Consider the following 3,834-nt stretch of genomic DNA (forward strand, 5'->3'; position numbering starts at 1 on the left):
CATCTAGTAACGCCAATATTCTAACTTATTTATCAATTATAGGATTTTATGAGCTTCCAGGTGATTTTTTGAGTAGCTTTACTAAAAAAATTGATACTATTAGTGAAAAAGAAGTGCAATCAGCCTTTAGACGACTAATTGACCTTAATAGGCTGATTATTTTAAGTGTTGGTGACTCAAAATAAATAATTGAATTTTATGGTTTTTTAAAATCTATCTAAAGGTGAAAAATTTCTGAAGACTGTCAATAATGACTAAAACTTTAAATCTCTTAATCTATATGGTTTTCCATAATAGGTAATAATATCTCTCAATGTTAAAATGAATAATGCCTTGGTTTAGATACACTGTCTTTTTATTGTTTAGCGCCATATTAACGTTTGGTGCTAAAGCCTCAAGCCAGCCAAGTAATATTACAATTGGCATTCAATCTTTTTTATACAAGAGTGCCACTTATAAGCGCTGGCAGAAAACAGCTGATTACTTAACTCGTAGGATGCCTGGCTTTGTTTTTGATATCGTGGTTGTTGACACGCTAGATGAATCTTTATTGTATCAAATGGTTGAGGATAAAAAAGTTGATTATATTATTACTCAACCAATTACCACAATAGAGCTTTCTCGTTTATACAACACCCATATTGAACTTACTAAAAATGATATTGCTAATGTCAATCAATTAGGTAGTGTGATTTTTACTTCATCAAAAAATCGTTCAATAAACAATACTGAATCTTTAAAGGGTAATAGCTTTGCCGCATCAACTGTTGAGCGACTAGGTGGGTGGGTGTTGGCTTTAGATTATCTGGATAAACAGGGTATCAACCCTTATCAAGATTTTGCAAGCATCGAGTTTCTGGGCGCACAAGATGATATTGTGAATGCAGTCGCCAATGGTTTAGTTGATGCTGGTGCTGTTCGAACTGGTGTAATAGAGGCTATGATTAGTCTTGACCAGCTTGATCTCAACCAAATTAAAATATTAGATTCTAAGCAAGGTTTTCCATATTTTTTAAGCACTGATCTAGCTCCAGAGTGGGCGTTTTCATCGTTACGACATAGCAATTCTCAATTAACGCAGAGTATAAGAAAGTATTTATTGGACTATAAGTATGACAACCAATCTAATCAATGGGTTGAGTCATTAGATTATGAATATGTTCGTAAGTTATTGAGAAAATATAAAATTGGTAGCTACAAAGAGCCGATTTATATTAAATATTATCGTGAAAATTATGTTTTCATTATCGCATTTATATTTCTAATTGGATCTTTATTGCAGTTTTTTCGTAATCGTCAAAAGTTAAAAATTCAACAATATAAATCAAAACTTGAGAAAGCTTCTCAAATCAGTTCAGTAGATCAACTACTCTCAGAAATAACGCATGAGTTAGCTCAACCTATTACCTCGATTAAAATTGATGCGCACATTCTTAATAAGTTGCTAAAAGATGAAGTTAATTATGATTTTGATCAAATTAAGTCAACTACCTATGAATTAAAATTAAAAACAGATCACTGTGTGGCATTATTAGCTAATATTCGTAATTTTTTATCAACAAAAGATATCGTTAAAGAAAGATTTGTTGTTAACAAGAGTATCGTAAAAATGACCAAGATGTTTGAAAAAGAGTTAACTAATAACAATATCAAATTGAAACTCTCATTAGATGAACGCCTTGGTTTTGTGAAAATGAGCGTTATTGAGTTTGAACAAGTGTTGTCGAACTTGATTAAAAACTCTATTAGCGCCATGATTAACAATGCTAAACAAGCCAATACTTTGTCTATTGTATCTTTAGTTAAACAGGACACAATTATTGTATCAATTCGGGATACAGGTGGAAGGATTGAGGATATTGATAATTTATTTGTATTATTTAAGAGTGATAAGAAGCAAAATCTTACTGAAGGTTTTGGCATTGGGCTAAATTTATCTCGACGTATAATCAAATCTTATGAGGGTGATTTGGTTCTTAATTCAAGTTCAGAAGAGGGTAGTGAGTTTTTAATTATTTTGCACAAGGTAGCTTAGAAAATGAAAGATAAATCTTTATATGTTTATATTGTTGATGACGAGCAAAAAGTGCGTGATTCCTTGTCTAAATTTTTAAGACTTTATGGATTTAAAGTGAAAGCTTATGCCGATGCAGAAAGTTATTTGTATGAGTTAGATCAAGATGAAATTGGTTGTTTAATATCTGATATAGACATGAAAGACATGGATGGCTTACAGTTACAGAGACGTCTCAATGAGATTAAATGTATCAGGCCCACTATTTTTATCACTGGGCATGCGAACGTAGATATTGCAGTCAGGGCTATGAAGCTAGGTGCAGTTGATTTTATTGAAAAACCTTTTGATCCTGATGAATTGGCCGCTAAAGTAGGTGCTGCTATAGATCTGTTTGCTGAAAGAATAACAATATTAGGTTGTTATCGTTTGTTAACCAAGAAGGAAATTGAAGTTTTTAAGCATGTTGCTAAAGGTGGTAAAAATCGAGACATTGCTGAAAAATTATTTATCTCTATACCAACAGTTGAAGCGCACAGATCTAGAGTGATGAAAAAGATGCAGGCAGGGTCGCTGTCTGAATTGGTTAAGATGTCGGTTTTGTTAACTAATAATCCAATTTGAAAAATATATTATTATGATACTTAGTTGCGTACAATAACAAATTTCAATTTTGCATAATAATATGATTAAAGCGCTACAATATAATGTAATAGCATTATTAATTGTCTTTGTGACACGTTCATTGATTATTCCAATGGATCATTTCAATTCAGATATTGGTAATATGCTCTGGCTACCCATGGGTGCCGTGTTGTTATCTTACTTATTATTTGGCTTTAAGGTGTTCCCAGGCTTGTTAGCTGGTTATTTGTTAGCTGAAATATTTATAGAAGGAGGTCTTGCTAATATTGCTCAACATGAGGTTATGAGCAGAACAGTTAACGCCCTCATGCCATTAATCATTATTTTATTTATGCGAAAGCTGAATTTTGGTGATTTTATAAAAAATCAAACACTAAATTATCTACATTTAGTGCCATTAATTGTTATTGCTTCTTTGGCAACAACGCTGACTAAGGTTGCATTGTTATATGCTCCAGAACAATACAGTGCTGGTAAGGTTTATTTTCAATCTTATGTTCAAGGTGATATCTTAGGTGCGATTGTCTTTATTGTTGTTGCATTTTTTATCGCTAAACCAATGTTAATCCAACATAAACTTATTTAAGAAAATCTAGGTCATATTTATATGGTTTTCCATAATAGTATTTTTTTCTGTGTTTTGGGATAATTTATCTAGTCGCATTGGTTTTCTATCTCTCCTCAGATTTATTTCCTAATGTGGCGTTTTTTTATGTCTATAGTTTTTTAAATTACTATATTATGGTTAACTATATTAATTAGTTAAAATGCCTTATTGTGAATGAAATGAAGTTGCTATTTTCTTACGGAACGTTACAAGATACACCCGTTCAAATAGAAACATTTGGCCGAGAATTGGAAGGTTGTAAAGATTATTTATTGGGCTATTGTTTGCAAATGGTGGCCATTGATAATGAAGAGGTAGTCCAGCTTAGTGGTAAGACGCATCATCCAATTGCAGTTAAATCGAATAATAAGGATGATCAAATATCTGGTGTGGTTTTTAAAATTAGCGCACAAGAATTATCACATTCAGATGAATATGAAGTTGATGCATATCAGCGAGTATTGGGGCAGATGAAATCTGGAAAAAAGGCGTGGGTATACGTCAGCGCTAATTAGATATTTAGCGCTGAGTGGTGTTGATTAGTTTTGAATATTTGTACCAATATTTT

Annotated in this window: 4 protein-coding genes and 1 pseudogene; all 5 read left to right on the forward strand. The window is 32.2% G+C overall.

The annotated features are described in order from the left end of the window. Positions 1-185: pseudogene (locus P8M52_RS04110) on the forward strand (insulinase family protein); the annotation flags it as partial. Positions 186-328: 143 nt separating this feature from the next. Further along, entirely contained in the window at positions 329-2,035 is a 1,707-nt protein-coding gene (locus P8M52_RS04115) for a sensor histidine kinase (RefSeq protein WP_300307708.1), read from the forward strand. Positions 2,036-2,038: 3 nt separating this feature from the next. Further along, the gene (locus P8M52_RS04120; RefSeq protein ID WP_300307711.1) at positions 2,039-2,638 is read left to right on the forward strand and encodes a response regulator; all 600 of its coding nucleotides are present in this window, start codon (positions 2,039-2,041) and stop codon (positions 2,636-2,638) included. A 61-nt stretch (positions 2,639-2,699) separates the two neighbouring features. After that, the gene (locus tag P8M52_RS04125) at positions 2,700-3,245 is read left to right on the forward strand and encodes a hypothetical protein (RefSeq protein WP_300307714.1); all 546 of its coding nucleotides are present in this window, start codon (positions 2,700-2,702) and stop codon (positions 3,243-3,245) included. 200 nt (positions 3,246-3,445) lie between these two features. Further along, on the forward strand, positions 3,446-3,781 hold the full coding sequence (locus P8M52_RS04130) for a gamma-glutamylcyclotransferase family protein (protein ID WP_300307717.1): 336 nt from the start codon (positions 3,446-3,448) through the stop codon (positions 3,779-3,781). Positions 3,782-3,834 lie beyond the last annotated feature (53 nt).

Source organism: Candidatus Thioglobus sp. (assembly GCF_029243085.1).
GTDB lineage: Bacteria > Pseudomonadota > Gammaproteobacteria > PS1 > Pseudothioglobaceae > Thioglobus_A.